This is a genomic window from Streptomyces sp. NPDC014861 (assembly GCF_043081625.1).
GTDB lineage: Bacteria > Actinomycetota > Actinomycetes > Streptomycetales > Streptomycetaceae > Streptomyces.
Genome location: NZ_JBIBWV010000004.1, coordinates 530,896 through 554,527 on the forward strand (window position 1 = coordinate 530,896; position 23,632 = coordinate 554,527).

The following is a 23,632-nucleotide window of genomic DNA, read 5'->3' on the forward strand; positions in this document are numbered from 1 at the left end:
GGTTTCTACTGAGGGCATGCGGATCGGCGAGATCGCCGCACTCGTCGGGGTCACCCCCCGCGCGGTGCGGCACTACCACCACCTGGGGCTGCTGCCCGAGCCCGAGCGGCTGCCCAACGGCTACCGGGAGTACGGCGTCCGGGACGCGGTGCTGCTCGCGCGGGTGCGACGGCTGACCGAGCTGGGGCTCGGGCTCGACGAGGTGCGCGACGTGCTCGCGGACGACGAGGGGCGGGAGCTGGTGGACGTGCTGGAGGAGCTGGACGCGGACCTCGCGCGCCAGGAGGCGGTGATCCACGGGCGGCGGGCGCGGCTCGCCGGGCTGCTCGACGCGGCCAGGGCCGGGCGGCTCACCGCCGAGGGACCGGTCTCGCCGGAGCTGGCCGCGCTGCTCGCCGGGGTCGGCGAACTGCCGGACTCGCCCATGGCGGTGAAGGACCGGGAGATCCTCGCCCTGCTGGACACGGTCGTGCCCCCGGCGGAGCGGGCCCGGCTGATGGAGCTGATGCACGAGGTCGCCGGGAGCGCCGGGCACGTGTACGGGCTCCTCGACGCGCTCGTCGACGCCCCGGCCGACGACCCCCGGGTCGAGGAGGCCGCGCGGGCGCTCGCCGCGGCGCTGCCGGACGGGATCGGCGGCTTCGAGCTCCCCCCGGAGGGGTCCGGGGGGCTCGCCGACGTGTTCTTCGCCGATCTGGCACCGGCCCAGGCGGCCGTCGTACGGCGGGCGCTCGGACTCGTGCGGGAGCGACAGGAAGGGGAGACGGATGACGGGGCGTGAGCGGGGGCCGGTGCTGCGGGTGCTGCGCGCGGTGGCGTACGTGGCGCTGCCGGCCGAGCTGGTGGTGCTGGTGCTGCTCCTCGGCGGGGTGCGGATGCCCGGGGCGGTGCTGGTCGGCACGGAGCTGCTGATGGGCGTGCTGCTCACCGCCGAGGCGGTGGTGTGGACGCGGCTGCGGCGGCGGGGGCTCTCCCGGCGGGAGGCGCTGGCGGAGCTCGTACCGGAGCGGGTGCTGCGGCTGATCGCGCACGAGCTGACGCTGCTCGCGAGCCTGTGGCGGTGGGCGGCGCGCCGGCCGCACGGGACGGCGGGGGCCGAGGGCGTCTTCCCGCACGCGCGGGACCAGGCCGCCCTCATGTACGGCTTCGCCTTCGTCTGTCTGGTCGAGACGGCCGGCATGTCGTGGCTCCTGGCCGATCTGCCCGTCGTGCACGCGATCGTCCTCGTCCTGGACGTCTACACGGTCCTCTTCGTCCTCGGGCTGCACGCGGCTTCGGTCACCCGGCCGCACGTGCTCGGCGACGGGCGGCTCCGGGCCCGGCAGGGCGCCCACGTGGACGTGTGCGTCCCGCTGGACCGGATCACCGCCGTACGCAGGGAGAACCGTTTCACCCACGAGAAGAGGGACGGCGAGCTGAACCTCGCCGTCGGTTCGCAGACCTCCGTCACCCTGGAGCTGGGCGAGCCCGTCGACGTCGTCGGACTGCTCGGCGGGGTCCGGCAGGTGACGACCGTCCGGCTGCACGCCGACGACCCCAGGGCGCTGTACGAGGCGGTCCGCGACGCGGTCGCCGTCACGCGGGCGCGAACAGCACCTTCGCCCGGCCAGGATCCGCTTCCGACAGCCTGACCCGCAGCCACTCCCCCAGCGGCAGCGGCGCGGTGCCGCCCTCGACCCGGGCGACGACCGCCGGATCGTCGAGGTGGACGGTGCCGACGGACGGTTCCTTCTCCTTCACGTCGATCACGTACGCGTCGAAGAGCTCCCCGACCCGGCCGCTGAGCAGCGCCGCCTCGACGACGTCGACGCTCTCCCGCTCCACCGCGTTGGCGCGGCGCGATCCGGCGGCCATGGTGTCGGGCAGGCCGGGCAGCGCGGCCCGCACCCACTCGGGCGGCTCGTTCCCGGCGACGGCCGCCACGCACAGCTCGGAGGCGTACCGGTCGACGAGCCGGCGCAGCGGGGCGGTGCAGTGGGTGTACTCGTCGGCGACGGCCGCGTGCACGGCCGGGTCGGGGAGCCGCCCGTCGGTGAAGACGGTGTAGCCGGCGCCGCGCAGCAGGGTGGTGCACTCCTGGAGGAAGGCGGCCTGGCGCGGGTCGGCGGGGTCGGCGTGGCGGACCACCTCCGCGTACGGCACGTGGTGCGGCCAGGCCACGCCGAGCGCCTGCGCGGAGCGGCGCAGCCGGGCGACGGCCCCGTCGGGGGCGACCGGCAGGGTGCGCAGGATGCCGGTGCCGGCGGCGGTCATCAGGTCGGCGGCGGCCATGCCGGTGAGCAGGGAGATCTGCGCGTTCCAGCTCTCGGCGGGGACCGGCGCCCGGTAGGCGAGCGTGTAGCCGTGGTCGCCGGGGACCTCGACGATCTCCTGCTCGGGCACGTCGAGGGAGATCCCGCCGCGTTCGATCTCGCGCTCCTCGCGGAGCCGGCCGATGTCCCGGAGGAGGGCGAGGGGTTCCTCCGCGGTCCCGGAGTCGATGAGCCGCTGGACGCCCTCGTAGTCGAGCTTGGCGCGGCTGCGGACCAGGGCGCGGCGCACGTCGGTGGCGACACGGCGGCCCTCGGCGTCGAGGTCGATCCGCCAGAGGAGGGCGGGCCTGGTCGCGCCGGGGAGCAGGCTGGCGGCGCCCTCGGAGAGCACCGGCGGGTGGAGGGGGGCCTTGCCGTCGGGGAAGTACAGGGTGAGGACCCGCCGGTGGGCCTCGGCGTCGATGGCCCCGCCGGGCGCGACGAAGGCGGCGACATCGGCGATGGCGTAGTGCACGCGGTAGCCGCCGTCGGCCCGGCGGGCCAGGTGCATGGCCTGGTCGAGGTCGGTCGAGGTCGGCGGGTCGATGGTGAGGAAGGGCAGGTCGGTGGCGTCGTACGCGGGAAGGCGCGGGTTCTTCGCGGCGGCTTCGGCCTCGGCGAGGACGGCGGGCGGGAAGCCCTCGGGGACCGCGAGCTCGGTACGGAGTGCGCGCAGGGCGGCCCGCAGCGGAGCCTCGGCTGCGCCGGTCACGTGGATGTGGCGGCGGGGCATGGAACCGAGCGTAGGGCGGGAGGAGGGGGGCGGCATGTCGTGGGGTGGGGGCGGGGCAGCTTGTCGTGGGGCGGGAGCTGGGGCGGTACGCCGAGGGGCGGGGGCGGTACGCCGAGGGGCGGGGGCGGTACGCCGTGGGCGGGGACGGCGGGGGCGGTATGCCGTCGGCAGGGCCGGGGGCGGGGGGGGGGGGCGCCGGGGGGTGCCCGGTACCTCGTACGCTGGCATCCGGGGCCGCACCCCTCTTCCCCGTCCGTACTGAAGGAGAACCACCGTGCTCGTGCTGTTGCCGCCCTCCGAAGGCAAGGCGCCCTCCGGGCGCGGGGCGCCGCTCAAGCCGGAGTCGCTGTCGCTGCCGGGCCTCGCGGAGGCGCGGGCCGCGGTCCTGGACGAGCTGGTCGAGCTGTGCGCCGCCGACGAGGAGAAGGCGCGCGAGGTGCTGGGCCTGAGCGAGGGGCTGCGCGGCGAGGTCGCGAAGAACGTCGGGCTGCGCACGGCGGGTGCCCGGCCGGCCGGCGAGGTGTACACGGGCGTGCTGTACGACGCGCTGGGCCTGGCGACGCTGGACGCGGCCGCCCGGAAGCGGGCCGGGGCGTCGCTGCTCGTCTTCTCCGGGCTGTGGGGCGCGGTGCGGCCGACCGACCGGATCCCGTCGTACCGCTGCTCGATGGGGGTGAAGCTGCCGGGGCTCGGCGCGCTGGGCGCGCACTGGCGCGGGGCGATGGCCTCGGTGCTGCCGGAGGCGGCCGGGGACGGGCTGGTGCTCGACCTGCGCTCGTCGGCGTACGCGTCGGCGTGGAAGCCGAAGGGCGAGGTGGCCGCGCGGACCGCGACGGTCCGGGTGCTGCACGCGCCGACCCGGAAGGTGGTCAGCCACTTCAACAAGGCGACGAAGGGCCGGATCGTGCGGAGCCTGCTGGAGGCGGGCGCGGCCCCGGGGACTCCGGCGGAGCTGGTGGAGGCCTTGGGCGACCTCGGGTACGTCGTGGAGACGGGCGCGAAGGCGGGGGCGCTCGACGTGCTGGTGGACGAGATCCACTGACCGGTCGTTGCGCAGGACGCAACGGACGTTGCATGGACTGGTGGCGCCGGTCAGGATGAGGTCATGCTCAGCACCCCCGGTCTCTTCGCGCTCGCCCCGCACGCCCCGGTCGTCCCCGTCGTGGTGGTCGAGGACGCCGCCGACGCCGTGCCGCTGGCCCGCGCCCTGGTGGCCGGCGGGCTGCCGCTGATCGAGATCACGCTGCGCACCCCGGCCGCGCTCGACGCGGTGCGGGCCGTGGCGGCGGAGGTGCCGGAGGCGTTGGTGGGCGCGGGGACGGTGGTCTCGGCGGCAAACGCGGCCGACGCGGTACGGGCCGGGGCGCGGTTCCTTGTGAGCCCGGGATGCTCGGGGCGGCTGCTCGGGGCGCTGCGGGAGTCGGGCGTGCCGTTCCTGCCGGGCGTCTCGACCGCGTCCGAGGTGCTGGCGCTGGTGGAGGAGGGCGTCACGGAGCTGAAGTTCTTCCCGGCGGAGGCGGCGGGCGGGGTCCCGTATCTGAAGTCCCTGGCGGGTCCGCTGCCGCAGGCCCGCTTCTGCCCGACCGGCGGCATCTCGGCCGCCTCGGCCCCCGGATACCTCTCCCTGCCGAACGTCGCCTGTGTCGGCGGCACCTGGATGCTGCCGCCGGACGCGCTCGCGGCCCGCGACTGGGGCCGGGTGGAGGCGCTGGCGCGGGAGGCGGCGGGGCTGCGGACGCCCGGGAGCCGCCCGGCGGACCCGGGTCGGCCCCGCCGGTGATCCGCCCCGGCCCTACGGCCGGGGGATGAAGCGCACGCCGAGGTGGTCGCCCTCCGGGCGGTAACCGAGGCGCGGGTAGAGGGCGTTGCTGGTGGGGTTGGAGAGGTCGGTGAAGAGCAGGACCTGCGCGGCGCCGGCGCCGAGGGCGGCGCGGGTGACGGCGGTGGTGACTCCGGCGGCGTAGCCCCGGCCGCGCTCGGCGGGCGCGGTGTAGACGAGGTGGACGCGGGCCTGTCCCTCGATGACGCGGGAGACGGCGGCCATCGCCACCGGCCGCCCGTCGGGGGCCTCCCAGACGTGGAGGCGGTCCTCGGCGATCCGCTCGGTGAGGAAGTCGGTGTAGTCGTCCCGCGGCTCGTAGCGGTGCACGGCGGCGAAGTCGGCGGCCCACTCGCCGAGCAGCGGGAGGTCGGCCGTGGTCGCGGTCCTGGCCCGCCCGGCCGGCGCCGGGTGCTGCGGGGTGAGCGCGTCGAGGCGGAAGAGCCGGATGTCCATGACGGGCTCCCAGTCGAGGCCGGTGGCAGCGGCGTACGCCTCCACCGCCGCGGTCTCCCCTCGCAGGGTGGCGGGCTCGGTGCCGTCCGGCAGGGCCAGCGCCTCGGCCGCCTCCACGGGCATCGCGCCGAAGGTGAGGACGGGCGGCGGGGACGCGGCGAGGACGCCGGTCACGGTCCCGTCCGGGCCGGTCCACCAGCCGAGGAGCTCCGCCCCGTCCACCATGGTCAGCACGGCGGTGTTCCGGGCGGGTTCGGCGGCGAGGAGCGCGCGGGCGGCGGTGCGGAAGGTGTCCGGATCGGTGGTGAAGTGCCAGGTCATACGGGGATGGTGGTACGGGACCCCGCCCCGGCGCCACCGGTTTGGGCGGCCTTCAGCGTCGGAGGTGCGAGGTGTCGTTGAGGAGGCGCACGGACGCGTTGCCGTCGGCGTAGTAGGCGACGGCGGAGAGCGAGGCGGCGGACAGCTCCATCTTGAACAGGGACTCCGGCGGGGCGCCGAGCGCCAGTCTGACCAGGGTCTTGATGGGCGTGACGTGGCTGACGAGGAGGACCGTGCGGCCTGCGTGGGCGTCGGCGAGGCGGTCGCGGGCGGCGGCGACGCGGCGGGCGACGGCGGTGAAGCTCTCGCCGCCGCCGGTGGGCGCGGCCTTCGCGGAGGCGAGCCAGGCGTCCATGTCGTCCGGGTAGCGCTCGCGGACCTCCGCGAAGGTGAGGCCCTCCCAGGCACCGAAGTCGGTCTCGCGGAGGCCGGGTTCGACGACGACGTCGAGGCCGAGTCGGGCGGCGACGGCCTCCGCGGTCTGGCGGCAGCGGACGAGCGGGGAGCTGACGATGTGCTGGATCGTGCCGCGCGCGGCGAGCGCGTCGGCGACGGCGGCGGCCTGGCGGCGACCCGCCTCGGACAGCTCGGGGTCCGAACCCCCGCTCCCCGAGAACCGCTTCTCGGGCGTGAGCGCCGTCTCGCCGTGCCGGAGGAGGACGAAGGTGGCGGGGGCGGAGAGGTCGGGGGGCGGCGCGGCGGCGACCCGTCCCGGTGCCGCGGCGACCCGTCCCGGTACGACGGCCGGGCTCGCGGCGGTGGCGGCGGCCGGCGTGCGGTCGGCGGGGGCGGCCGGCGCGCGGTCGGCGGGGGCCGGTGCCTCGGCCGACGCCGGTGCCGGTGCGGTGGAGGACGTGGGGCTCGCGGCGGCCAGGGCCTCGCGGGCACGGGCGGCGCCCGCCCGCGCGTCGCCGGGCGGGCCCGACGGGGGCGGGGCCGCCGCGTTCCGCGCGGCGGCCGTGTCGCGCGGGGCCCACTGCTCGCCGCGCTTGCCCGCGTCCATCGCCTCGTTGGCCAGCCGGTCGGCGTGCTTGTTGCGCTCGCGGGGGATCCACTCGTAGCGGACCCGGTCGGACGGGAAGGCGCGGGCCGCCTCCGCCGCTAGGGGCTTCATGTCGGGGTGCTTGATCTTCCAGCGGCCCGACATCTGCTCGACGACGAGCTTGGAGTCCATCCTGACCCGGACCGTGGCGTCGGGCGCCAGGTCCAGGGCGGCGCGCAGGCCCGCGATGAGGCCCTTGTACTCGGCGACGTTGTTGGTGGCGACGCCGATGTACTCGGCGGCCTCCGCGAGCGTCTCGCCCGTGGCCGGGTCGAGGACGACGGCACCGTAGCCGGCGGGGCCGGGGTTGCCCCGGGAGCCGCCGTCCGCCTCGACCACGAGCTCGCGCATTACAGGCCGGACTCCGCCGTGCGGACGAGGATCCGGCGGCAGTTCTCGCACCGTACGACCGCGTCCTTGGCGGCGGCGCGCACCTCGTTCAGCTCGGTGATGTTGAGCTCGATGTGGCAGCCCTCGCACTTGCGCTGGTACAGGCGGGCCGCGCCGACGCCGCCCTGCTGCTCGCGCAGCTTCTCGTACAGCTTGATCAGGTCGGCGGGGACGGAGCCGGCCACGACCTCGCGCTCCTTGGCGACGGTGGCGGACTCCTCGTCCAGACCGGCCTGGGCGACGTCCCGGCGGCCGGTGGCGTCGTCCACCTTGGCCTGGACGGCGGCGACGCGCTCGGTGAGCTCGGCGACGCGCTCCTGGGCGGACTCGCGGCGCTCCATCACCTCCAGGACGATCTCCTCCAGGTCGCCCTGGCGCTTGGCGAGCGAGGTGATCTCGCGCTGGAGGCTCTCCAGGTCCTTCGGCGAGGAGACGGCGCCGGAGTCGAGCCGCTGCTGGTCGCGGGCGGCGCGCTGGCGGACCTGGTCGACGTCCTGCTCGGCCTTGGTCTGCTCGCGGGCGCAGTCGCTGTCCTCGGTCTGCGCGGCGACGAGCAGGTCGCGCAGCTGGGTGAGGTCCTTGGTCAGCGCCTCGATCTCCGCGTGCTCGGGCAGCGACTTGCGCTTGTGGGCGAGCTGCTGGAGGCGGACGTCCAGGGCCTGGACGTCGAGGAGGCGGATCTGGTCGGCGGGCGCGGCGTTCAGTTGGGGGCTCCAGGAGAGGTGTGGTGGGAGGACCAGGGGTCCGTGACCGTCTTCGAGACGTGGACGCGGAGGTCCCAGCCGTGACGGTCGGAGATCTCGTCGAGCTGGGCGGCGGCCAGCTCGCACCAGGGCCATTCGGTGGCCCAGTGGGCGGCGTCGACGAGGCCCAGCGGAGAGTGCTGGGTGGCCTCGGAGACGGGGTGGTGGCGCAGGTCCGCGGTGAGGAAGGCGTCCACCCCGGCGGCCCGCACGGCGTCGAAGAGGCTGTCGCCCGAGCCGCCGCTGACGGCGACGCGGCGGACGGGCATGTCCGGGTCGCCGGCGACCCGGATGCCCTGCGCGGTCGCGGGCAGCCGCTCGGCGGCGCGCGCGGCGAACCGCGCGAGGGTCTCCGGCTGGTCGAGCTCGCAGATCCGGCCGAGGTTGTTCTCGGGGACGAGCGGGCCGGTGACGCGCAGGCCGAGGGCGCCGGCGAGGGCGTCGGAGACGCCGGGGTCGGCGGTGTCGGCGTTGGTGTGCGCGACGTGCAGGGCGATGTCGTTCTTGATCAGGGTGTGCACGACGCGGCCCTTGAAGTGGCCGGCCGCGACCGTCGTCGTCCCGCGCAGGTAGAGCGGGTGGTGGGTGACGACGAGGTCGGCGCCGAGGGCGACGGCCTCGGCGGCGATCTCCTGGACGGGGTCGACGGCGAAGAGGACACGCGTGACCTCGGCGTCGGGGTCGCCGCAGACGGTGCCGACGGCGTCCCACTGCTCGGCCCGCTGGGGCGGCCAGAGAGCGTCGAGCTCGGCGATGACTTCAGACAGACGGGGCACGGGGGAAAGGCTACCTGTCCCGCGTGCCCCACCGTCCTGGCCTGTGGACAACCGGCCGCCCGGGGCCCTCCGCCTCACCGGAGTCCTCCGCGGGAGCACCCCGCCGGGGCACTCCGCCGGGCGTCCCCACCGCTCCCCGCGCGGGTGCGTACCTCGGGTATCCCTGGCCCCGCCAGCACAATCGGCCCCCTCCACTCAATGGAACACGCGGACCGCCACCCTTATGTGTGAAGTGCGGGGGCTCGTGTTGTTCGGCTGGAAGTGCGAAAACTAGCTTCGTGGCCGGAGGTGACGAGTCGATGACAGCGTGTGCCATCGAGACCACGGCCGAGGACGGCGACCACGACGGGCCGGCCGTCCACCCCCCGGCGGGGTTCGCGATCACGGCGAACGGCGCGTACGGGGCCAGGCTCGCCGGTTCCGGGGACGCCCTGTACGCGGAGCGGTGGACGCTCGACGGCCCGGAGCCGTACGCCGTCCCGCTCCCGATGGACCAGCCCGAGGAGCCGGGGACCCGGCTGCTGCCGCTGGCCGACGGCCGGGTCCTGGTGTGCCGCCGGGTGGACGGACGGCGCCACACCTTCTCCCTGCTCTACCCGACCGGCCCCGGGACGGGAGAGCTGCGGCTCGGCTCGGTGGAGGCCCCGGGCGAGGAGCGTGTGGAGCTGCTGCCGCCGTCGCCGGACGGCATCTGCGCGTACGCGATGCAGGCCGGACCGGAGTCCACCACGCTCTGGCTGGTGGCGGGCGGGGCCTTCGGCCCGGAGCGGGTCGCGGAGATCCCGGGCCACTGCTCGGGCGGGGTCTGGCTGGACCGTACGGGGCGGATACTCGCCCTGGACCGGCGGCTCGGCGGCGGACCGGTGAAGGCGGTGGCGGTGGACCTGGAGCGGGGCGGCGAGGTGTCCCCGCTGCTCCAGATCGCCGAGGCCAGCCACGACCGGCTGCTCCTCGCGGACCCGGACAGCGGGCTGCTCCTGATCCGGTCGGACGCGCCCTCGCCGGGGCACGAGCGGCTGGGCTGGGGGGTGCTGGGGAGCCTCCTGCCGGTGCGCTTCCCGGACTGCCTGCGGCTGGACGACGCGGCGGTGACGCCGTTCGCGATCCAGCCGGGGCAGGTCCTGATGCCGGAGAGCTGCGGGGTGGCGCTGCGGATCGACGCGGCGGCCGGCAGCTGGGTCGGCCTGTGGCGGCCGGCCGGACGGCGGATGCACCAGGTGGCGGCGCCGCCCGGGTGGGTGGCGGGGGCCGGGTCGTGGTCGCCGGAGGGCATACTGCGGCTGCCGTGCTCGACGCGGGAGCTGCCGTGCGCGCTGGCGGGCCTGTCGGTGCCGGAGGAGCCCGAGCCGGAGCCGGAGACCGGGGCCGCGCCCTTCCCGGAGTCCGCGGCGGGGGGCGGCGGGGAGGACGCGCGCCCGCGCGCGTGCCGGCCGGTGCCGCTCCAGCAGGCGCCCCTGACGGACCGTAAACCCGCTGGTTAGACTCACCGCCGACCACAGCACAGCACAGCGGAAGCACGTTTCGACGGGGTGAGTACGTCCATGACGGACAACAGCACGGAGGCGACGCAGGAGTCGCAGGGCACGACTGCCGGACGGCACCGCGGTTCGGCCGCGGCGGAGGAGTCCTCCTCCGCCGCGCACGGCCGGCACCGCCGCGAGGCGGACGAGCGGTAGAGCTCCGCACGCGCGCGCGTGGCGAAGGGCCCCGGGGGATCCGCTCCCCCGGGGCCCTTCGCCTCCCCGCCCCCCGGGGCAGGTTCAGCCCTTCTTGAGCCCCAGAATCTCGGAGGCCGCGAAGGTCTCGCCGGGCGGGCGCTCGGCGAAGTACGGGGTGAGCAGTCCGTCCAGCTCCTCGAAGCCGAAGGCTTCCTTCGCGGTGTCGAACTTGGCCGCCACCCGGGGCCGCTCGACGACCGCGACCATCCCGCCGTGGACGACCAGCAGCTGTCCGTTGACCCGCGCCGCGGCCGGGGAGGCGAGGTAGCCGACGAGCGGTGCCACGTGTTCCGGCGACAGCGGGTCGAGCTCGTCCTCGGCGGCCGGCTCGGCGAAGCCGGCGAAGACGTCCTCCGTCATGCGCGTGCGCGCGCGGGGGCAGATCGCGTTGGCGGTCACGCCGTACCGGGCGAGGGCGAGCGCGGTCGAGGTGGTGAGGCCGACGATGCCGCCCTTGGCCGCCGCGTAGTTGGGCTGTCCGGCCGAACCGGCGAGGAAGGCCTCGGAGGAGGTGTTGACGATCCGGCCGTACACGCCGGTCTCCCCCGCCTTGGAGCGTCCCCGCCAGTGCGCGGCGGCGAAGCGGGTGGTGTTGAAGTGGCCCTTGAGGTGGACGCGGACGACCGAGTCCCACTCGTCCTCGCTCATCGAGAAGACCATCCGGTCGCGCAGGATGCCCGCGTTGTTGACCAGGACGTCCAGCTTGCCGAACTCGGCCACGGCCAGGTCGACCAGGCCGCGCGCGGTCGCGAAGTCGGAGACGTCGCCGCGGTGGGCGACGGCCCGGCCGCCGGCCGCGGTGATCTCGGCGGCCACCTCCTCCGCGGGGGTGGCCGACGCCTCCCCGGAGCCGTCCCGGCCGGGCTGTCCGTAGTCGTTGACGACGACGGCGGCGCCGAGCCGGGCCAGTTCGAGCGCCTCCGCGCGGCCGAGCCCGCGCCCGGCGCCGGTGACGATCGCGCTGAGCCCCTCAAGAGGCAGTGACATGGCGGGTCCTCTCAGATCTCGATGCAGGTACGGAGGGACGCGCCGGTCCGCATCTGCTCCAGGGCCTCGTTGATGTTCGCCAGCGGAACCCGGTGGGTGATCAGCGACTCCAGGTCGATGCGGCCGGCCCGCCAGAGCGCGATGGCCCGCTCGTACGACCGGAGCACGTCGCCGCCGCCGTACATGGAGGGCAGGATCCGCTTCTCGTCGAAGAACAGCTCGAACATGTTGAGCTGGAGGTTGTCGTCCATGGCTCCGGCGCCGACCACGCAGAGGGTGCCGCCCCGCCGGGTGGTCTCGTAGGCGGTGCGCGCGGTGGCCGACTTGCCGACGACCTCGAAGACGTAGTCGAAGCCCTCGCCCGCGGTGATCCGCTGCTTGGCGTCGCCGAGCGCCTCGGGGGCGACGGCCTCGGTGGCGCCGAAGCGGAGCGCGGCCTCGCGGCGGGACTCGACGGGGTCCACGGCGACGATCTGGGCGGCGCCCCGGAGCCGGGCGCCCTGGATGGCGGAGATGCCGACGCCGCCGCAGCCGATCACGGCGACCGACGAACCGGCCTCGACCTTGGCGGTGTTGATCGCGGCTCCGAGGCCGGTGGTCACGCCGCAGCCGATGAGGGCGGCGATGTCGAAGGGCACGTCGTCGGGGATCGGGACGGCGCAGCCGGCGTCGACGACGACCTCCTCGGTGAAGGTGCCGGTGCCGGCGAAGCCGAAGACGTCCCCGCCGGGGCGCTTGAAGTTGGGGGTGCCGGCGTTCATGAAGCCGGCGAGACAGAGCTGGGTCTGGCCGCGCCTGCAGGCGGCGCAGCTGCCGCACGCGGGCAGCCAGCAGAGCAGGACGCGCTGACCGGGGGTGAGGCCGGTGACTCCGTCGCCGACGTCGACGATCTCGCCGGCGCCCTCGTGGCCGGGGACGAACGGCGCGGGCTGGGGCAGGACGCCGCTCATGGCGGAGACGTCGGAGTGGCACAGGCCGGTGGCCCGCACCCGGATCCGCACCCTGCCGGGGCCGAAGCCCACCGCCTCGACGTCGTCGAGGACTTCCAGTTTGTCCTGGCCGATCTCGTGCAGTACGGCTGCGCGCATGGTGCGGCTCCCTCCGGAAGCGGTTCTACGAGTGTTCGACGAGGGTGTCGGCGAGGACGGGGGCGTCGTCGCGCTCCGCGGCGGTCACCGCCACCTGGACGCGGCCGTCCCCGGCCCACATCCGGATGCGCAGGGTCTCGCCGGGGAAGACGATCCCGGCGAAGCGGGTGTGGTAGGCGCGGACGCGGGTGACGTCGCCGCCCAGCACCGTGTCCACGACGGCCTTCAGCGTCATGCCGTACGAGCAGAGGCCGTGCAGGATCGGCCGGTCGAAGCCGGCCAGGGCGGCGAAGTCGGGGTCGGCGTGGAGCGGGTTCCAGTCGCCGGAGAGCCGGTAGAGGAGGGCCTGCTCCTCGCGGATCGGGCGCTCGACGGTCTTGTCCGGCTCGCGGTCGGGCACGTCGAGGCGCTCGGAGGGGCCGCGGTCGCCGCCCCAGCCGCCCTCGCCCCGGACGAAGATCTGGGCGTCGGAGGTCCACAGCGGGCCCTCGTCGTCGGCGGCCTCGGAGCGCAGCACGAGGATGGCGGCCTTGCCCTTGTCGTACACGGCGGCGACGCGGGAGGTGGAGACGGCCCGGCCGCCGGTGGGCAGCGGGCGGTGGAGGGTGATCGACTGGCCGCCGTGCAGGACGGCGGCGAGGTCGATGTCGACGCCGGGGGCGGAGAGTCCGCCGACGACCCCCATGCCGGCCCCGGCGACGGTGGCGAAGCTGGGCAGCACGTGGAGCCGGGATTCGAGGGTGTAGCGCAGCTCGGCGGGGTCCGTGGCGGGGCGGCCGGCCCCGAGGCCGAGGTGGTAGAGCTGGACGTCCTTGTGGTCCCAGGCGATCTCGGCGCTGCGGGGTTCGGCGGCGAGGGCCTTGGCGGGGTCAATGGGCATCGACTTGCTGCTCCTTGGAGGTCCTTGGAGGGGAAGACCTCGGCGCGACCGTCCGCACCGTCGGTCACGCCGAGGCCGTGCGGGAACCGCTCGGAGCGCGTCGTCTAGAACGCGTTCCAGTTCGGTGTCCCCCATGTATAGCGGAGCCCCGATGGGTTGGGAACCCTCGCAGACGACACTTCTGACGGTACGTCAGAACGCTCTGTGAGGGGTACCCGGCGGGAGGCGCGACCGCGTCGACCCGGGACATCCGCCGCGGCCGAGCCTAGAATTCCGCTTGTGAACGAGATGCCGCGGGACCATCGGCCGGGCAAGTCCATCCGGGTGCTGCTCGCCGAGGACCGGGGGGTGACGCGCGGGGCGCTCGCGCTGCTGCTCGGGATGGAGGCGGACATCGAGGTGGTCGCCCAGGTCGGACGGGGCGACGAGATCGTGGAGCGGGCGCTGCTGGCCCGGCCCGACGTGGCACTCCTCGACATCGAGCTGCCGGGCCGGTCGGGGCTGGACGCGGCGGCGGAGCTGCGGGACGAGGTGCCGGACTGCCGGGTGCTGATCCTGACCACCTTCCGCCGGCCGGAGTCCCTGCGGCGGGCGATGGAGGCGGGAGCGGCCGGGTTCCTGGTGAAGGACGGGCCGGTGGAGGAACTGGCGGAGGCGGTCAGGGCGGCGCTGCGCGGCGAGACCGTCATCGACCCGGTGCTGGCCGCCGCCCCCGGTGACGCCGAACCCGCGGACGGCGCCTGAGCGGGAGGGCGTGGCGCCTGCGGGTGGGGCCTGAGCGGGAGAGTCCGTCGCCGGTGGGCGGGCGCGTCCGCGGGGCCGGCTGTCGCTGCCGCTCCCGGGGTCGCTCTCGGGGCCGGCTCCCGCTGCCGATCTCGCTCTCGGGGTCGACCGTACGGAGTCCCCGCCGTCCGCGATCCGGGAGGGCGCCCGGAGCCTTCCGGGCACCCTCCTAGAAAAGGTCCCGGCCGTTGTCGGCGCCCGGGCGGACCAGGCCCGTCTCGTAGGCCAGGATGACCAGTTGGGCCCGGTCGCGGACGCCGAGCTTGGCGAGGGCGCGGGTGACGTGGGTCTTGGCGGTCAGGGGGCTGATGACGAGGCGGGCGGCGATCTGGTCGTTGGAGAGGCCGGTGGCGATCAGGCGGGTGACCTCGCGTTCGCGGGCGGTGAGGACGTCGAGGCGTTCGGGGGTCTCGGCGGGGGCGGCCGGGCGGTGGGCGAACCGCTCGACCACCCTGCGGGTCGCGCCCGGTGAGAGCAGGGCGTCCCCGGCGGCGACCGCGCGGACGGCCTGGCGCAGGTCGTCCGGTTCGATCTCCTTGGTGAGGAAGCCGCTGGCACCCGCGCGGAGCGCCGCGAAGACGTACTCGTCGGTCTCGAAGGTGGTGAGGACGATGACCCGGCATCCCGTCAGGGCGGGGTCGTCGACGAGGGTCCGGGTGGCGGTGAGGCCGTCGGTGCCGGGCATGCGGATGTCCATGAGGACGACGTCGGGGCGCAGAGCGCGGGCGGTGCGGACGGCCTCGTCGCCGGTGCCGGCCTCGCCGACGACCTCGATGTCCTTGGCGCGGCCCAGGAGGCTGCGGAAGCCGGCCCGCACCAGGGCCTGGTCGTCGGCGAGGAGAACCTTGATCGTCATGCGCGGAAGCCTGGCACAGGGAGGACGGCCCGGACGAGCCATCCGCCGCGGTCGCCGCGCGCACCGGCGGTGAGTTCGCCGCCCAGGGCGTGGACGCGTTCGGCCATGCCCCGGATGCCGTGGCCGGGGGTGTCCGCGGCGGCGGGGGCGGCGGTGGCCCGGCCGTCGTCGGAGACGGTGACCTCCACGCGTCCGCCCGCGCTGCGGACGGTGACCTCGGCGCGGGAGGCGCCGGAGTGGCGGACGGTGTTGGTGAGGGCTTCCTGCACGACGCGGTGGACGGCGAGGGAGACCGGCGCGGGGAGCGCGGCCGGGTCGCCGGCGGTCTCCAGGGCGATGACGAGGCCGGGGGCGCGCATCCGGTCGACGAGGGCGGCGAGTTCGGGGATCCCGGCGGCCGGGTCGACCGGGGCCGGGGACTCCCCCGGTGCGCGCAGGACGTGGACGAGGGCGCGGAGGTCGCGGACGGCGGCGGTACGGACCTCCTGGGCGGTGTCGAGGGCGGCCCGCGCCTCGGCCGGGGAGTCCTCCAGGGACTCGGTGGCGACGCGGAGCTGGAGGCCGACGACGGTGAGGGTGTGGCCGACGACGTCGTGGAGCTCGCGGGCGATCTCCAGGCGGGCCTCGGCGATCCGCCGGCCGGCCTCCAGGTCGCGCTCGCGGGCCTCCCGGAGCAGCCGGGCGTCGAGTTCGGCGCGCCAGCGGAGGCGGTTGCGGTAGGCGGTGGCGGCGGCGAGGAGCAGCGCCAGCCACAGGGCCTCGGCGCCGAAAGAGGCGAGGGCGTCCCTGGGTCCGGTGCCGGCCGTGGGCACCTCCCAGGCGGCGGCGAAGGCGAGTTCGGCCAGTCCGACGCCCGCGGCCCAGGGCAGGCCGGGCCGGCCGGGGCGGTCGTCGGCGGCCAGCGCGGCGTACGCGACGGAGGCGGGCCACACCCAGCCGATGTCGGTGAGGCCGGAGGTGCGGAGGACGACGACGGCCTGCACGGAGAGGAGCAGGACGGCGAGCGGCCGGCGTCGGCGGGCGAGGAGCAGCAGGCCCAGCCAGAGGGCGAGCGGCAGGGCGCCGGCCGCGTCGAGCCGGCCGCCGAGGCGCGCGGTGCCGGCCAGGACCGCGACGGCGGTGCCGGCGGCGAGGAGGCCGTCGGCGGGGCGTATCGCGCGCAGGGCGGCGGCGGTACGGGCGAGCGGTCGGTCCATGCGCCGATCATCCACGACGGCCCCGCTCTCCGGCGCCGGTCACGACGAGGGCGACGGCGACCCAGGCCAGGTCTGCGGCGATCACGAGTCGTTCGACGAGGCCGAGGAGGGTGGGGGCGCCTGCCACGCCGAGGGAGGGTCCGCCGTCCATGACGTCGACGAGGAGAACGGCGAGCACGGTCGTGCCGAGGAGGGAGGCGGCGGCGAGGGCGTCCAGGGCGGTACGCGACCGGGGCCGGGCCGCCGCGAGCGTCCGGCGGAGCAGCAGGGCGGCCACCGGGAGGGCGGCGAAGGCGAGGAACGCGGCGGAGCCGTGGACGAGTTCGGAGGTGGAGGGGCGGTGGTGGTGGCCGGGCGGATCGGCGGGGAAGACTCCCGCGATCATGATGCCGGCGGCCCACAGGGCGACGGCGACCCGGCCGGCGCCGGCGCGGAGCCGGGCCGCGAGGACGGCGGACGCCGCGCCGACGGCGAGGAGGGCCGCGGGGAGCAGCGGGCCGGCGATGCCGTGCACGTACCGGCTGAGGACCTCGCTCACCGGGTCGTAGCCGGGGTTCAGGAGCTCGACCGCCGCCATCGCCAGGGCTCCGGCGCCGATCAGCCCGAGCGGAACCCGCACCCGCGCGGCCGTCGCCCTCCTCGCCGTCGTCGTCTGTGCGGTGCCGCCCGCCGTCGTCGTCCTTGTCATGTCGGCCCCCTCGTGCTCGTGGTCGCTTCCGGAGGTCCGGAAGCCGGTGCCCCGGACGCTACGGAGGGGGAAGGCACGGCCGCGTCCTCCCGGCGCGGTCACTCCGGCGTACACCGGACGGTGGCGGCGGCTAGGCCTTCTGCACCGTTCGGTGTACGGCGCCGGGCAGCCAGGCCGTCATCAGGACGGCCGCGGTGAGCAGGACGCCGGCCGAGACACGGAAGGCCATCGCGTAGCCGGGGACCAGGTGGGAGCCGTCCGGGAGGCCGATGGCGGAGAGGTCCGGGCCGGGCACGGAGACGGAGGCCGCCACGGTCGTCAGGACGGCGAGGCCGAGCGCGCCGCCCATCGTGCGGGAGGTGTTGACGAGGCCGGAGACGAGGCCGGCGTCGCCCGGGGCGGCGCCGGAGGTGGCGAGGGTCGCGAGCGGGGTGGTGGCGAGGCCGATGCCGCCCATCATGAGGATGCCGGGGCCGAGGATGGTGGTGAGGAAGGTGCCGTCGGCGGTCAGCGTGGACTGCCAGGCGAAGCCGGCGGCGGCGGTCAGGATGCCGGTGACGGCGAGGGGCTTGGCGCCGGTGGCGGCCATGAGGCGGGGCGCGGCCTTGGAGCCGATGAGGACGGCGAGGGAGCTGGGGACGAGGGCGAGGCCGGCCTGGAGCGGGGTGAAGCCGAGGACGTTCTGCGCGTACACCGTCATGAAGAACCACATGGCGAAGGAGGCGGAGCCGCAGAGCAGGATCCCGGCGTTGGCGGCGGACACCGCCCTGTTGCGGAAGATGCCGAGCGGGACGAGGGGTTCGCAGGTGCGGCGCTCGACGGCGACGAAGACGGCGAGGAGGGCGAGGCCGCCGAGGAGCGGGAGGAGGGTGGCGGCGGAGGTCCAGCCGCTCAGTTCGGTCTGCACGATGCCGTACGCGAGGGTGGCGAGGCCCGCGGTGACGAGGACGGCGCCGGGCAGGTCGAGGCGGCGGCCGGTGGTGGCGCGGCCCTCGCGGAGCCAGAGCGCGGCGGCGGCGAGGACCAGGGCGCCGACGGGGACGTTGACGAGGAGGACCCAGCGCCAGTCGAGCAGGTCGACGAGGAGGCCGCCGACGAAGCCGCCCGCCGCGCCGCCCGCCGCGCCGACGGCCGTCCAGGTGGCGATGGCCCGGGTGCGGGCGGCGCCGGCGGGGACGGCGGAGGTGACGAGGGTGAGGGTGGCCGGGGAGAGCGCGGCGGCGCCGAGGCCCTGGGCGGCCCGCGCGCCGATGAGGTAGGAGCCCTCGGGGGCGATGCCGCCGACGACCGAGGCCGCGGTGAAGAGCCCGAGGCCCGCCAGGAACATCGTCTTGCGCCCGTACAGGTCCGCCGCCCGGCCGCCGAGGAGCATGAAGCCGGCGAAGGCGATCGAGTAGGCGTTGAGCACCCACTGGAGGCCGACGGTGCCGAGGCCGAGGTCGGCCTTGAGGGAGGGCAGGGCGACGTTCATGACCGACACGTCGAGGACGACGAGGAACTGCCCGGCGCAGGCGACGAGGACGACGAGCCAGGGGCGGGGGGCGCGGAGGGGGGCGAGGGCGGGGGTGGATCCGGTGGCGGAGTCGGTCTGCGGCATGGATGTCATGGTCGCAGACCTGATTCGCCCCGTACATGAGGGAAAGGGCCCGGTCGCGGAGGGAAGAAGGACCTAGGGCTCCGCGGGCGGGGGTCCTAGGGCTTCGCCGGGAGGACCTGGGGCTTCGCCGCGAGGACGTGGGGCTTCGTGGGGAGAGCCCGGGGTCCTCGCGGGGCGGGGACAGGGTCCTCGCGGGGAGAGCCCAGGGCCCTCGTGGGGCGGGGACAGGGCCTCGCGGGGCGGGGACGGGGTCTCGTGGGGCGGTTCTACGCCTTCCGCAGGAGGGTGACGACGGCCGCGCCGCCGAGGCCGATGTTGTGGGCGAGGCCGACGCGGGCGCCGGGGACCTGGCGGGCGGCGGCCTCGCCGCGGAGCTGCCGGACGAGTTCGGTGGCCTGGGCGAGGCCGGTGGCGCCGAGGGGGTGGCCCTTGGAGATGAGACCGCCGGAGGGGTTCACCACCCACCGGCCGCCGTAACCGGTGGCGCCGGACTCCACGAGCTTGCCGGAGGCGCCGTCCTCGCACATGCCGAGGGCTTCGTAGGTGAGGAGTTCGTTGATGGAGAAGCAGTCGTGGAGTTCGATCACGTCGACGTCCTCGATGCCGAGTCCGGAGGCCGCGTACGCCTGCCGGGCGGCCTCCCGCGACATGGGGCGGCCGACGGCGTCGACGCAGGAGCCGGAGGCGAAGGACTCCCCTGTGTCGGTGGTCATGGCCTGGCCGGCGATCTCCACGGCCCGCCCCTCCAGGCCGTGTTCGGCGGCGAAGCGCGCGGAGACGACGAGGACGGCGGCGGCGCCGTCGGAGGTGGGCGAGCACTGGAGCTTGGTGAGGGGGCGGTGGACGGTCCTGGCGGCGAGGATCTCGTCGACCGTGTGGACGTCCTGGAACTGGGCGTCGGGGTTGCGCGAGGAGTGCAGGTGGTTCTTGGCGGCGACGGCGGCGAGCTGCGCCTCGGTGGTGCCGTACCGCTCCATGTGCTCGCGGGCGGCGTTGCCGAAGATCTGGGCGGTGGGCGGGGACGCCTCGAAGCCGTGGCCGGCGGCCATGATCCCGTAGTGGCGGGCCACGGGCGAGGTCGCGAAGTCGCCCGCGCCGCCCGCGCCGCCGCCGCCGCCGCCGAGGGAGCCCTTGCTCATCTTCTCGAAACCGAGGGCGAGGACGCAGTCGGCGATGCCGCCCTCGACGAACTGGCGGGCGGTCATGAGGGCCGTGGAGCCGGTGGCGCAGTTGTTGTTGAGGTTGTAGACGGGCAGGCCGGTGAGGCCGAGCTCGTAGACGGCCCGCTGTCCGGCGGTGGAGGCCTGGAAGCAGTAGCCGACGACGGCCTGCTCGACCTTCCCGTACGGGATCCCGGCGTCGGCGAGGGCGGCGGTGCCGGCCTCGCGGGCCATGTCCCAGTACTGCCAGTCGCGGGTCTCGGGCTTCTCGAACCTCGTCATGCCGACCCCGGCGATGTACGACTTCATGGCGTGCCCTCTCAGTCCCTGGGGAGGCCGAGCAGCCGCTCGGCGACGACGTTGAGCTGGACCTGCGTGGTGCCCCCGGCGATGGTGAGGCAGCGGGACATGAGGAACCCGTGGACGGCCGCCGCGCCGGGTCCCTCGCACACGGCGCCGTCGGGGCCGAGGAGTTCGAGGGCGAGTTCGGCGGTCTTCTGCTGGTGGAGGGTCTGGACGAGCTTGCGGACGCTGGCGCCGGCGCCGGGGTCGAGTCCGGAGACCTGGAGGAGGGTGGTGCGCAGGCCGATGCAGGCGAGGGCGTGGGCCTCGGCGAGGAGGGCGCCGGTGCGGGCGCGGACGGTGCCGTCGGCCTCGGCGGACGCCTTGATGAGCGCTTCGAGGCCGGTGTCGAAGACGACCTGGTCGGCCATGTGGACGCGTTCGTTGCCGAGGGTGTTGCGGGCGACCCGCCAGCCGTCGTTCACCTCTCCGACGACGGCGTCGGCGGGGAGGAGGGCGCCGTCGAACCAGACCTCGTTGAAGAGGGAGTCCCCGGTGATCTCCTTGAGCGGGCGGATGTCGATGCCGGGCGTGTTCCTCATGTCGACGAGGAAGTAGGTGAGCCCCTGGTGCTTGGGGGCGCCGGGGTCGGTGCGGGCGAGGAGGATGCCGTGGTCGGCCCACTGGGCGGCGCTCGTCCACACCTTCTGGCCGGTGATCCGCCAGCGGCCGTCCTCGGTGCGTTCGGCGCGGGTGCGCAGGGAGGCGAGGTCGGATCCCGCGCCGGGCTCGGAGAACAGCTGGCACCAGCGCTGTTCGCCGCGGAGGGTGGGCCCGAGGTGGCGTTCCTGCTGCTCGGGGCTGCCGTGGGCGAGGAGGGAGGGCACGACCCAGGTGGCGATGCCGAGGCCGGCGACGGTGATGCCGGCCTCGTCGAGTTCGCGCTGGACGGCGAGTTGCTGGAGCGGGCCCGCGCCGAGGCCGTACGGCTCCGGGAGGTGCGGGGCGGCGTAGCCGGTGGGGGCGAGGGCGCGGCGGGCGGCGGCGGGGTCGAGTCCGGCGGCCGGGGCGAGGGCCTCGCGGGCGGCGGTGCGGTACGGCTCCGCGGCGGGCGGCAGGTCGAGGCGGAGGCCGCGGCGCACTCCGGTGGCGGCGTGCCGGAGGGCGTCGAGCCGGAAGCGGTCGCCGGTGCCGAGGAGTTGGCGGGCGACGAGGGCGCGGCGCAGCAGGAGGTGGGCGTCGTGCTCCCAGGTGAAGCCGATGCCGCCGAGGATCTGGACGCAGTCCTTGGCGCAGCTGTGGGCGGCGTCGAGGGCGGTGGCGGCGGCGAGCGCGGCGACGAGGGGCCGGGCGGGGTCGTGGACGGCGCGGGCCGCGTCCCAGGTGAGGGCGCGGGCCTGTTCGAGCCGGACGAGCATGTCGGCGCAGAGGTGTTTGACGCCCTGGAACTGTCCGATGGGCCGGCCGAACTGTTCGCGGGTGCGGGCGTGTTCGGCGGCGGTCTCGACGGCACGGGCGGCGGTGCCGCAGGCGTCGGCGGCGAGGAGGACGGCGGCGAGGTCGTGGACGAGGCCGCTGTCGAGGGCGAGGACCCGGTCGGCGGGCACGTGGTGGGCGGCGGCGGTGACCTCGGCGGTGGGCCGGGTGGGGTCGGCGGAGGCGTGCGGCCGGACGGTGAGGCCGGCGCCGGGCTCCGTCGCGGACGGCACCCGGGCTGCGGCGGGGGGCTCCGTCGCGGACGGCTCCGCGACCGCCGTCACGGGGTCCGTCGCGGACGGCTCCGCCGTCGAGCCGGGGTCCGCCGAGGACGGCTCCGCCGCCTTCACGGGGGTCGTCGAGGAGTGCTCCGTCGAGCCGGGGTCCGTCGGGGAGGGCTCTCCGGCCGTGCCGGGCGCGTCGACGGCGAGCCAGACGGTGCCGTCGGCGGTGGTGGCCTGGAGGAGGAGCAGGTCGGCCTGGCCGGCGCCGAGGACGGGGGGCGCGGTCCCGTCGAGGACGTACCCGCCGCCGGTGCGGACGGCGGCGAGGGTGCCGGTGCCGCCGAGGGCGACGGCGCCGGTCCTGCGGCCTTCGGCGAGGTCCGCGAGGAGCCGGGGGAGGGAGGGGCCGGAGGGGCGGAGAGAGCGCGCGCGGTGCAGGAGTTCGGCGGCGAGGACGGTCGGGAGGTAGGGCCCGGGGAGGAGGGCCCGGGCGGTCTCCTCCACGACGACGGCGAGGTCGTCGAGGCCGCCGCCCCCGCCCCCGTACTCCTCGGGTACGTGGATCCCGAGGAGGCCCTGCGCGGCGGCGGCGTCCCAGTGGGCGGGCCGGCCGGCCGGCGGCTCGGGCGCGTCGAGCCACCGGCGGAGTTCCTCGGGGGGTGCGGCGCGGGTGAGCCAGGCGCGGACGGACCGGGCGAGGTCCCGCTGTTCGTGCGTGATGGCGATGCCCATGGCGCGCAGATTAGAACACGTTCCATTCTGACGGAAGGTCAGATACGAAGCGGATCGCGGCGCGCCGGAGCCGTCAGTCGCGCCCCTCGGCACCCTTTGGGCCCTCGGGGTCCCCCGGGGCCCCCGCGTCCCCCGCCTCGCCCCCGGCCGGCTTCGACAGCAGGATCTCCCGGGCCTGTTCGGCGGCGCGCACGATCTCCTCGCCGACGAAGTCCATGAAGCGGGCGACGTTCTCCAGTCGGGCGGCGGCCGGGGTGCCGGCACCGAGGACGGCGACGCCCTGCCGGGCGATCTCGACCATCCGCTCGTTGGCCTTGGCGGAGGCGATCATCGACTGGTACCAGAGCTCGTCGTCGACGACGTAGCGCTCGCGGCGACGGTCGTCGCGCTCGCGGCGGATGAGACTCTGGCTCTCCAGGAAGGCGACGGCCTTGGAGATGGAGCCGGCGCTGACCTGGAGCCGCTCGCCGAGCTCGCCGGCGGTGAGGCTGCCCGCGTCGGTGGCGTAGAGGGCGGCGAGGACCCGGGCCGTCATGCGGGGCAGACCGCCCTGCATGAAGACGGTGGCGAACGCCTCCTCGTAGTCGCGCACGGCCGCCGCGTCGCGCCCGTCGCCCCGGGCGACCGGGCGGGCGTCACCGCCGGGCCGGCGACGGCGGGCCCGGCCCTCGGTGGCGCGGTGGGCGAGGTCGGGGCGGTAGGCGGTGGGCCCGCCGTTGCGCATGACCTCGCGCGTGACGGTGGAGGTGGGGCGGTCGAGACGCCTGGCGATCTCCGCGTAGGCGAGCCCGTCGCCCAGTCCCAGCGCGATCTGCTGACGTTCCTGCTGGGTGAGTCTGCCTCCCGGCATCGCGATCTCCCTTCGTACGGACCCGATTCGCCGCCAGCATAGCGTTCATCGCTCCATCATTGCAACGCCACCATATCAGGGCGTTGCATCAAACCAGACCCTGTTGCAACGAAATCCATGCATCTAGCTGGCCATACGCAATATCAGTGCAACGAGCTAGTTGCGTGACCTTGGAAAGCAACGTAGCTTTTCTCATGTCGGAAACACCGACGGAGCAAGAACGACAACGAGCCCGCAGGAGCAGTCATCATGCAGACCTTCGCCACCGCCGCCCCGATCACCGCCCTCGTGTCCGTCCCCGCCGGGAGCCTCCGCTTCATCGCCGCCGACCGCGCCGACACCACGGTCGAGGTCCGCCCCGCGACCCCGGGCAGGGCCCGGGACGAGAAGGCCGCCGAGGAGACCACGGTCTCCTTCGCGGACGGAGTGCTGCGGATCACCGCCCCCCGGGGCAGGAACCAGCTCTTCGGCCCCTCCGGCTCCGTCCAGGTCACCGTCCGGCTCCCGGCCGGCTCCCACGTCGAGGGCAAGGCCGCCGGCGCCG

General features: G+C 75.5%; 21 protein-coding genes and 2 pseudogenes. 8 read left to right on the forward strand and 15 right to left on the reverse strand.

The genetic code is table 11. The features are described from left to right. Window positions 1-16: 16 nt before the first annotated feature. Both ACF1BN_RS11890 and ACF1BN_RS11895 read left to right on the forward strand, forming a co-directional pair. Window positions 17-781 carry a MerR family transcriptional regulator gene (locus tag ACF1BN_RS11890; protein WP_392331430.1) on the forward strand — a complete coding sequence of 255 codons (765 nt, stop codon included), beginning with the start codon at window positions 17-19 and terminating at the stop codon, window positions 779-781. Continuing rightward, window positions 768-1,631: a hypothetical protein gene (locus ACF1BN_RS11895; protein ID WP_392331431.1), complete on the forward strand. Its 864-nt coding sequence runs from the start codon at window positions 768-770 to the stop codon at window positions 1,629-1,631. The genes ACF1BN_RS11890 and ACF1BN_RS11895 overlap by 14 nt, the downstream gene beginning before the upstream one ends. Here ACF1BN_RS11895 and ACF1BN_RS11900 read toward each other — a convergent pair. Continuing rightward, entirely contained in the window at window positions 1,576-3,024 is a 1,449-nt protein-coding gene (locus tag ACF1BN_RS11900) for an RNB domain-containing ribonuclease (RefSeq protein WP_392331432.1), read from the reverse strand. The genes ACF1BN_RS11895 and ACF1BN_RS11900 overlap by 56 nt on opposite strands. Before the next feature lie 274 nt (window positions 3,025-3,298). On the opposite strand from ACF1BN_RS11900, the gene yaaA reads away from it, so the two are divergent. Together yaaA and eda are read left to right on the forward strand one after the other, a co-directional pair. Beyond that, on the forward strand, window positions 3,299-4,066 hold the full coding sequence (gene yaaA / locus ACF1BN_RS11905) for a peroxide stress protein YaaA (protein ID WP_392331433.1): 768 nt from the start codon (window positions 3,299-3,301) through the stop codon (window positions 4,064-4,066). Window positions 4,067-4,129: 63 nt separating this feature from the next. Continuing rightward, window positions 4,130-4,804: a bifunctional 4-hydroxy-2-oxoglutarate aldolase/2-dehydro-3-deoxy-phosphogluconate aldolase gene (gene eda / locus ACF1BN_RS11910; protein ID WP_392331434.1), complete on the forward strand. Its 675-nt coding sequence runs from the start codon at window positions 4,130-4,132 to the stop codon at window positions 4,802-4,804. Between the two features lie 12 nt (window positions 4,805-4,816). Here eda and ACF1BN_RS11915 read toward each other — a convergent pair whose 3' ends face one another. The 4 genes from ACF1BN_RS11915 to ACF1BN_RS11930 are packed head-to-tail and all read right to left on the reverse strand — an operon-like array spanning window position 4,817 to window position 8,571. Then, window positions 4,817-5,620: a GNAT family N-acetyltransferase gene (locus tag ACF1BN_RS11915; RefSeq protein ID WP_392331435.1), complete on the reverse strand. Its 804-nt coding sequence runs from the start codon at window positions 5,618-5,620 to the stop codon at window positions 4,817-4,819. A gap of 52 nt (window positions 5,621-5,672) precedes the next feature. Continuing rightward, on the reverse strand, window positions 5,673-7,013 hold the full coding sequence (locus ACF1BN_RS11920) for a bifunctional RNase H/acid phosphatase (protein WP_392331436.1): 1,341 nt from the start codon (window positions 7,011-7,013) through the stop codon (window positions 5,673-5,675). Continuing rightward, window positions 7,013-7,756 (reverse strand): zinc ribbon domain-containing protein, encoded by a 744-nt coding sequence (locus ACF1BN_RS11925; RefSeq protein ID WP_392331469.1) that lies wholly within the window; start codon window positions 7,754-7,756, stop codon window positions 7,013-7,015. The genes ACF1BN_RS11920 and ACF1BN_RS11925 overlap by 1 nt, the downstream gene beginning before the upstream one ends. Then, window positions 7,753-8,571 (reverse strand): Nif3-like dinuclear metal center hexameric protein, encoded by an 819-nt coding sequence (locus tag ACF1BN_RS11930; protein WP_392331437.1) that lies wholly within the window; start codon window positions 8,569-8,571, stop codon window positions 7,753-7,755. Before ACF1BN_RS11930 ends, ACF1BN_RS11925 begins: the two co-directional genes overlap by 4 nt. A gap of 299 nt (window positions 8,572-8,870) precedes the next feature. On the opposite strand from ACF1BN_RS11930, the gene ACF1BN_RS11935 reads away from it, so the two are divergent. Further along, on the forward strand, window positions 8,871-10,052 hold the full coding sequence (locus ACF1BN_RS11935) for a hypothetical protein (RefSeq protein WP_392331438.1): 1,182 nt from the start codon (window positions 8,871-8,873) through the stop codon (window positions 10,050-10,052). 60 nt (window positions 10,053-10,112) lie between these two features. Continuing rightward, window positions 10,113-10,247, forward strand: coding sequence for a hypothetical protein (locus ACF1BN_RS11940; RefSeq protein ID WP_392331439.1), 135 nt, complete (start codon window positions 10,113-10,115; stop codon window positions 10,245-10,247). Window positions 10,248-10,331: 84 nt separating this feature from the next. On the opposite strand, the gene ACF1BN_RS11945 is transcribed toward ACF1BN_RS11940, so the two are convergent. Genes ACF1BN_RS11945 through ACF1BN_RS11955 form a run of 3 tightly spaced genes read right to left on the reverse strand, consistent with a single transcriptional unit; the run spans window position 10,332 to window position 13,244 of the window. Next, the gene (locus tag ACF1BN_RS11945; RefSeq protein ID WP_392331440.1) at window positions 10,332-11,276 is read right to left on the reverse strand and encodes a 3-oxoacyl-ACP reductase; all 945 of its coding nucleotides are present in this window, start codon (window positions 11,274-11,276) and stop codon (window positions 10,332-10,334) included. 11 nt (window positions 11,277-11,287) lie between these two features. Next, entirely contained in the window at window positions 11,288-12,364 is a 1,077-nt protein-coding gene (locus ACF1BN_RS11950) for a Zn-dependent alcohol dehydrogenase (protein ID WP_392331441.1), read from the reverse strand. Between the two features lie 25 nt (window positions 12,365-12,389). Then, window positions 12,390-13,244: a MaoC/PaaZ C-terminal domain-containing protein gene (locus ACF1BN_RS11955; protein ID WP_392331442.1), complete on the reverse strand. Its 855-nt coding sequence runs from the start codon at window positions 13,242-13,244 to the stop codon at window positions 12,390-12,392. A gap of 288 nt (window positions 13,245-13,532) precedes the next feature. Between ACF1BN_RS11955 and ACF1BN_RS11960 the strand changes: the two are divergent. Beyond that, window positions 13,533-13,973: pseudogene (locus ACF1BN_RS11960) on the forward strand (response regulator); the annotation flags it as partial. Window positions 13,974-14,196: 223 nt separating this feature from the next. Here the strand turns inward: ACF1BN_RS11960 and ACF1BN_RS11965 are convergent. The 7 genes from ACF1BN_RS11965 to ACF1BN_RS11995 all read right to left on the reverse strand — a co-directional run bounded on the left by ACF1BN_RS11965 (window position 14,197) and on the right by ACF1BN_RS11995 (window position 23,088). Continuing rightward, window positions 14,197-14,883, reverse strand: a complete 687-nt coding sequence (locus tag ACF1BN_RS11965) for a response regulator (RefSeq protein WP_392331443.1) — start codon at window positions 14,881-14,883, stop codon at window positions 14,197-14,199. Continuing rightward, window positions 14,880-16,079 carry a sensor histidine kinase gene (locus ACF1BN_RS11970; RefSeq protein ID WP_392331444.1) on the reverse strand — a complete coding sequence of 400 codons (1,200 nt, stop codon included), beginning with the start codon at window positions 16,077-16,079 and terminating at the stop codon, window positions 14,880-14,882. The genes ACF1BN_RS11965 and ACF1BN_RS11970 overlap by 4 nt, the downstream gene beginning before the upstream one ends. 7 nt (window positions 16,080-16,086) lie before the next feature. Beyond that, complete coding sequence (locus ACF1BN_RS11975; protein ID WP_392331445.1) at window positions 16,087-16,767, reverse strand: DUF998 domain-containing protein; 681 nt, start codon at window positions 16,765-16,767, stop codon at window positions 16,087-16,089. A gap of 130 nt (window positions 16,768-16,897) precedes the next feature. After that, the gene (locus tag ACF1BN_RS11980) at window positions 16,898-18,373 is read right to left on the reverse strand and encodes an MFS transporter (protein WP_392331446.1); all 1,476 of its coding nucleotides are present in this window, start codon (window positions 18,371-18,373) and stop codon (window positions 16,898-16,900) included. Between the two features lie 257 nt (window positions 18,374-18,630). Then, window positions 18,631-19,833 carry a beta-ketoacyl synthase N-terminal-like domain-containing protein gene (locus ACF1BN_RS11985; protein ID WP_392331447.1) on the reverse strand — a complete coding sequence of 401 codons (1,203 nt, stop codon included), beginning with the start codon at window positions 19,831-19,833 and terminating at the stop codon, window positions 18,631-18,633. A gap of 11 nt (window positions 19,834-19,844) precedes the next feature. Further along, on the reverse strand, window positions 19,845-22,238 hold the full coding sequence (locus ACF1BN_RS11990) for an acyl-CoA dehydrogenase family protein (RefSeq protein ID WP_392331448.1): 2,394 nt from the start codon (window positions 22,236-22,238) through the stop codon (window positions 19,845-19,847). A 73-nt stretch (window positions 22,239-22,311) separates the two neighbouring features. Next, the gene (locus tag ACF1BN_RS11995; RefSeq protein ID WP_392331449.1) at window positions 22,312-23,088 is read right to left on the reverse strand and encodes a helix-turn-helix domain-containing protein; all 777 of its coding nucleotides are present in this window, start codon (window positions 23,086-23,088) and stop codon (window positions 22,312-22,314) included. A 249-nt stretch (window positions 23,089-23,337) separates the two neighbouring features. On the opposite strand from ACF1BN_RS11995, the pseudogene ACF1BN_RS12000 reads away from it, so the two are divergent. Continuing rightward, window positions 23,338-23,632 (forward strand): annotated as a pseudogene (locus ACF1BN_RS12000) (hypothetical protein); the annotation flags it as partial.

Excerpts from the sequence above, each read along its gene's own strand:
- ACF1BN_RS11890 (WP_392331430.1), top strand. The coding sequence starts at position 17 with ATGCGGATCGGCGAGATCGCCGCACTCGTCGGGGTCACCCCCCGCGCG.
- ACF1BN_RS11895 (WP_392331431.1), top strand. The coding sequence starts at position 768 with ATGACGGGGCGTGAGCGGGGGCCGGTGCTGCGGGTGCTGCGCGCGGTG.
- ACF1BN_RS11900 (WP_392331432.1), bottom strand. The coding sequence starts at position 3,024 with ATGCCCCGCCGCCACATCCACGTGACCGGCGCAGCCGAGGCTCCGCTG.
- eda (WP_392331434.1), top strand. The coding sequence starts at position 4,130 with ATGCTCAGCACCCCCGGTCTCTTCGCGCTCGCCCCGCACGCCCCGGTC.
- ACF1BN_RS11915 (WP_392331435.1), bottom strand. The coding sequence starts at position 5,620 with ATGACCTGGCACTTCACCACCGATCCGGACACCTTCCGCACCGCCGCC.
- ACF1BN_RS11920 (WP_392331436.1), bottom strand. The coding sequence starts at position 7,013 with ATGCGCGAGCTCGTGGTCGAGGCGGACGGCGGCTCCCGGGGCAACCCC.
- ACF1BN_RS11935 (WP_392331438.1), top strand. The coding sequence starts at position 8,871 with ATGACAGCGTGTGCCATCGAGACCACGGCCGAGGACGGCGACCACGAC.
- ACF1BN_RS11940 (WP_392331439.1), top strand. The coding sequence starts at position 10,113 with ATGACGGACAACAGCACGGAGGCGACGCAGGAGTCGCAGGGCACGACT.
- ACF1BN_RS11945 (WP_392331440.1), bottom strand. The coding sequence starts at position 11,276 with ATGTCACTGCCTCTTGAGGGGCTCAGCGCGATCGTCACCGGCGCCGGG.
- ACF1BN_RS11950 (WP_392331441.1), bottom strand. The coding sequence starts at position 12,364 with ATGCGCGCAGCCGTACTGCACGAGATCGGCCAGGACAAACTGGAAGTC.
- ACF1BN_RS11955 (WP_392331442.1), bottom strand. The coding sequence starts at position 13,244 with ATGCCCATTGACCCCGCCAAGGCCCTCGCCGCCGAACCCCGCAGCGCC.
- ACF1BN_RS11965 (WP_392331443.1), bottom strand. The coding sequence starts at position 14,883 with ATGACGATCAAGGTTCTCCTCGCCGACGACCAGGCCCTGGTGCGGGCC.
- ACF1BN_RS11970 (WP_392331444.1), bottom strand. The coding sequence starts at position 16,079 with ATGGACCGACCGCTCGCCCGTACCGCCGCCGCCCTGCGCGCGATACGC.
- ACF1BN_RS11975 (WP_392331445.1), bottom strand. The coding sequence starts at position 16,767 with ATGACAAGGACGACGACGGCGGGCGGCACCGCACAGACGACGACGGCG.
- ACF1BN_RS11980 (WP_392331446.1), bottom strand. The coding sequence starts at position 18,373 with ATGACATCCATGCCGCAGACCGACTCCGCCACCGGATCCACCCCCGCC.
- ACF1BN_RS11985 (WP_392331447.1), bottom strand. The coding sequence starts at position 19,833 with ATGAAGTCGTACATCGCCGGGGTCGGCATGACGAGGTTCGAGAAGCCC.
- ACF1BN_RS11990 (WP_392331448.1), bottom strand. The coding sequence starts at position 22,238 with ATGGGCATCGCCATCACGCACGAACAGCGGGACCTCGCCCGGTCCGTC.
- ACF1BN_RS11995 (WP_392331449.1), bottom strand. The coding sequence starts at position 23,088 with ATGCCGGGAGGCAGACTCACCCAGCAGGAACGTCAGCAGATCGCGCTG.